This is a genomic window from Oerskovia sp. NPDC056781 (assembly GCF_042789955.1).
Classification (GTDB): domain Bacteria; phylum Actinomycetota; class Actinomycetes; order Actinomycetales; family Cellulomonadaceae; genus Oerskovia; species Oerskovia rustica.
Window position 1 is genome coordinate 1 of sequence record NZ_JBHUAD010000305.1, and the last position, 3840, is coordinate 3840.

General features: G+C 72.0%; 3 protein-coding genes. 2 read left to right on the top strand and 1 reads right to left on the bottom strand.

What is annotated here, in order from left to right:
• Window positions 1-117: 117 nt before the first annotated feature.
• Window positions 118-1944, bottom strand: coding sequence for an AMP-dependent synthetase/ligase (locus ACFRCR_RS17525; protein WP_377679329.1), 1827 nt, complete (start codon window positions 1942-1944; stop codon window positions 118-120).
• A 109-nt stretch (window positions 1945-2053) separates the two neighbouring features.
• Here ACFRCR_RS17525 and ACFRCR_RS17530 point away from each other — a divergent pair, with 109 nt between their 5' ends.
• Window positions 2054-2407 carry a chorismate mutase gene (locus ACFRCR_RS17530; RefSeq protein WP_377679331.1) on the top strand — a complete coding sequence of 118 codons (354 nt, stop codon included), beginning with the start codon at window positions 2054-2056 and terminating at the stop codon, window positions 2405-2407.
• Between the two features lie 203 nt (window positions 2408-2610).
• Window positions 2611-3810, top strand: a complete 1200-nt coding sequence (locus tag ACFRCR_RS17535; RefSeq protein ID WP_377679333.1) for a Vms1/Ankzf1 family peptidyl-tRNA hydrolase — start codon at window positions 2611-2613, stop codon at window positions 3808-3810.
• The last annotated feature ends 30 nt before the right edge of the window (window positions 3811-3840 follow it).

The following is a 3840-nucleotide window of genomic DNA, read 5'->3' on the forward strand; positions in this document are numbered from 1 at the left end:
CCTCGGTTCCGGGGCCCTTCGTCGTCTGCCTGTGCAGTGTGCGGAGTAGCGCCATGCGGGGTGGTGCCGTGCGGCGCGGGGCCGTGCTGCGCGCGGCGCCGGCCCGCGGCCCGAACGTCAGGCGTCCGCGTTGGCGGGTGCGCCGTACAGGTCGTCGATCGTCGTCGTGAAGTCACGGAGCACCAGGTTGCGCTTGACCTTGAGAGACGGCGTGAGATAGCCGTTCTGCTCGGTGAAGTCGGTCGTGAGCACCTGGATCTTGCGGATGGACTCGGCCCGGGAGACCGCCTCGTTGGCGCGCGTGACGGCGCGGTCGAGGGCCGCGAGCACGGTCGGGTTCGTCGCGGCCGTCGCGACGTCCATGGCCGGCAGGCCGTGCGTCGTGAGCCAGCCCGGGAGCATCTCGTGGTCGATCGTGACGAGGGCGCCGATGAAGGGACGCTGGTCACCGACGACGACGACCTGGCTCACGAGCGGGTGGGCGCGCAGGCGGTCCTCGAGCTGGGCGGGAGCGACGTTCTTGCCGCCCGCCGTCACGATGATCTCCTTCTTGCGCCCCGTGATCCGCAGGTAGCCGTCCTCGTCGAGCGAGGCGAGGTCGCCCGTGCGGAACCAGCCGTCCTGGAGGACCTCGGCGGTCAGCTCGGGCTGGTTGTGGTACCCCCGGAAGACGTGGTCGCCCTTGACGAAGAGCTCGCCCTCGGCGTCGACCTTGAGCGCGGTCCCGGGGAACGCAGGGCCGACGGTGCCGATCTTGAGGCGGCTGGGCAGGTTCACGGCCGACGGCGCCGTGGTCTCGGTCAGGCCGTAGCCCTCGAGGATCGTGAGCCCGACGCCGCGGAAGAAGTGGCCCAGGCGTTCGCCGAGCGGCGCCCCGCCCGAGATCGAGTGGGTCAGGTCGCCGCCCAGGGCCGTGCGCATCGAGCCGAACACGAGCCGGTCCGCGAGGGCGTGCTGCGCCTTGAGGACGATCGAGGGACCCGAGGCCGAGTCGAGCGCGCGCGAGTAGGTGATGGCGACCTTGGCCGACCAGTGGAAGATGCGTCGCTTGGCGCCTGCGCCCGCCTTCTGCTCGGCGGCGTTGTAGACCTTCTCGAACACGCGGGGGACCGCGAGGAGGAACGTCGGCTTGAACGAGCCCAGGTCCGGCACGAGCTTCTTGATGTCGGAGCTGTGCGCGAGGACCGCGGTGGGCGACGCGATGCACACGACCTGGACGAACCGCGCGAACACGTGCGCGAGGGGCAGGAAGAGCAGCGTGCGGGCGTCGGGCGTCGCGACGATCTCGGCGAGGCCCGCCACGCCGTTGCGGGTCAGGTGCACGAAGTTGAGGTGCGTGAGCTCGACGCCCTTGGGACGCCCGGTCGCTCCCGACGTGTAGATGATCGTCGCGAGGTCGTCGCGCCCGGTGGCGGCGCGGCGGGCGTCGACCTCGTCCCGCGTCACCGCGGAGCCGCCGGCGCGCAGGTCGTCGACCGCGCCGTCGTCGATCACCAGGACCTCCCGCAGGAGCGGGAGCCGCTCGCGGACGCTCTCGACGATCGCGGCGTGCGCGGGCGTCTCGACGACGGCGACGCTCACGCCCGAGTCCGACAGGATCCACTCGACCTGGTCGGCCGAGGAGGTCTCGTAGACGGGGATGGGCACGCCACCGGCGGCCCAGACCGCGAAGTCGAGCAACGTCCACTCGTAGCGGGTGCGCGACATGATCGCGACGCGGTCGCCGGTCTGCACGCCGCGCGCGAGCAGCCCGCGGGCCACGTCGACCACGTCGTCGTCGAAGGCGCGGGCGCGGGCGCTCAGAGGCTGCCAGGGGCCGCCCGGGGTGAGGCGTCGCTCGATCACCGTGTCGTCCCCGGAGCGCTCGACGCGGTCGGTGAGAAGCGTGCTGATGCTGCTGGTGGTCGGTACCTCGACGAGGCTCGGCGACGCGAATTCGGTCATGTCAACTCTCCGCTGAGTGGTGGGGCAAGGACCGATTTTACTGTGTACCGGGCGTCCCACGTTCCGTCGACCGCCTCCCCGGTACCCCGCGCGAGCCTAGGATCGACGGATGAGCGAGCTTCCCGCCCCCACGACGCCGTCGCACCCCGTCCCCGCCGAGATCCTCAGGCTGCGCGAGAGCATCGACAACATTGACGCCGCACTCATGCACCTGCTCGCCGAACGCTTCAAGTTCACGCGCCGGGTGGGCGAGCTCAAGGCGCAGGGTGGCCTCCCACCCGCGGACCCGGCGCGGGACCAGCAGCAGATCGCCCGCCTGACCAGCATCGCAGAGTCCTCCGGCCTCGACCCGGCGTTCGCCGAGCAGTTCCGCGAGTTCATCGTGAGCGAGGTCATCCGGCACCACCAGCGGATCGCGCGCGAGCACCAGGACGATGCCCCCGTGCTGGACACCTACTCCTGACGGGTCTCGTCGCGGGCCGACGACGGGGCCATCGCGCGGGTCCCCTGAGAGCCCGGGTCGGGTTCGCCCTGAGCCTGCCGTGCGGCACGCCGGGGCGGCCGTCCCCGGTGGCGTTCGTCGGCCACGTGCCGCAGGCTGGGGAGGACATCGGGGCGGTCGGCCTCCGACCGTCCCTCCGACGATGGATGTCTAGAGGTGCCTGCATGAAGATCGACTGGCTCAAGCCCCTGCTCGGCCACCCCGGCCCGTTCGCGACCGTCTACCTCGACGCGACACGTGGCGACGAGGCCACCGCACGCGAGGTCGAGAACCGGTGGAAGGGAGTGCGCCGGGCGCTCGCCGCAGCGGGAGCCCCGGCGAGCATCATCGACGAGCTCGAGGAGTCCGTCACCCTCCCCACGAGGATGCCCGGCCCGCACGGTCGTGTGCTCATCGCCGACGAGGAAGGCGTACTCGTCGACCGGGTCCTGAAGGACCCTCCCGCTGTCACCAAGGGACTCTGGGGGCCTGTCCCCGCCCTGCTCCAGGCTGCGCGCGCGGCTGACGAGTCCGTGGACTACGTCCGCGTCGTCGTCGACCGTCAGGGTGCGGACCTCACGTGGTCCGTCGCCGGGGGGCACCTGCCGTACGGTGACGCCGAGTCCGTCGAGGGCGGGCACGACGTCATCAACAAGGTCCGCACGGGCGGCCTGTCGCACAAGCGGATCGAGGCTCGTGCCGAGGACTCCTGGGAGCGCAACGCCGAGGCGGTCGCGGCCGAGCTCGACCGGCAGGTCCTCGAGCACCGACCCGAGCTGATCCTCGTCACGGGCGACGTGCGCGCCGTGCCGCTCGTGCGGGCCGCGCTGACCAAGGCCACGGACGAGCTCGTGGTCGAGGTCGCGGGCGGCGGACGCGGCGCCGGGATCAACGAGGCGGCCTTCGAGGCGAACGTCGCCGACGCGCTCGAGAGCTTCCGTGAGCGGCGCCGCGAGGCCGTGCTCGCCGAGTTCCGGCAGGAGCAGGGCCGTGAGGCGGCCGCCGTGACGTCCCTCGAGGACGTCGTCGCGGTGCTCTCGCGCGGACAGGTCAAGGAGCTGATCCTCGCGGACGAGTACGGCCAGGACACCGAGCTCGACGGGCGCACCCTGTGGGTCGGGCCGAGCCCGCTGCACATCGGGTCCTCGCGCTCCGACATCACCGACCTGGGCGTGAGCGAGGGGATCGAGGAGCTGCCCGCGACGGTGGCCCTCGTCCGGGCCGCGATCGGCCAGGACGCGGGGCTCACGTTCTCGCCCGACGGCAGCGTCGAGCTCATCGAGGGGGTCGGTGCCACCCTCCGGTGGAACGACGACGGGACGCCCAACGAGGTCGCCGCGACCATGTCGGGGGACGACGTGAGGTTGCGTGGCGAGATGGTGTGATCGCCGACCGAACGGCGCAGGGCCCCGACC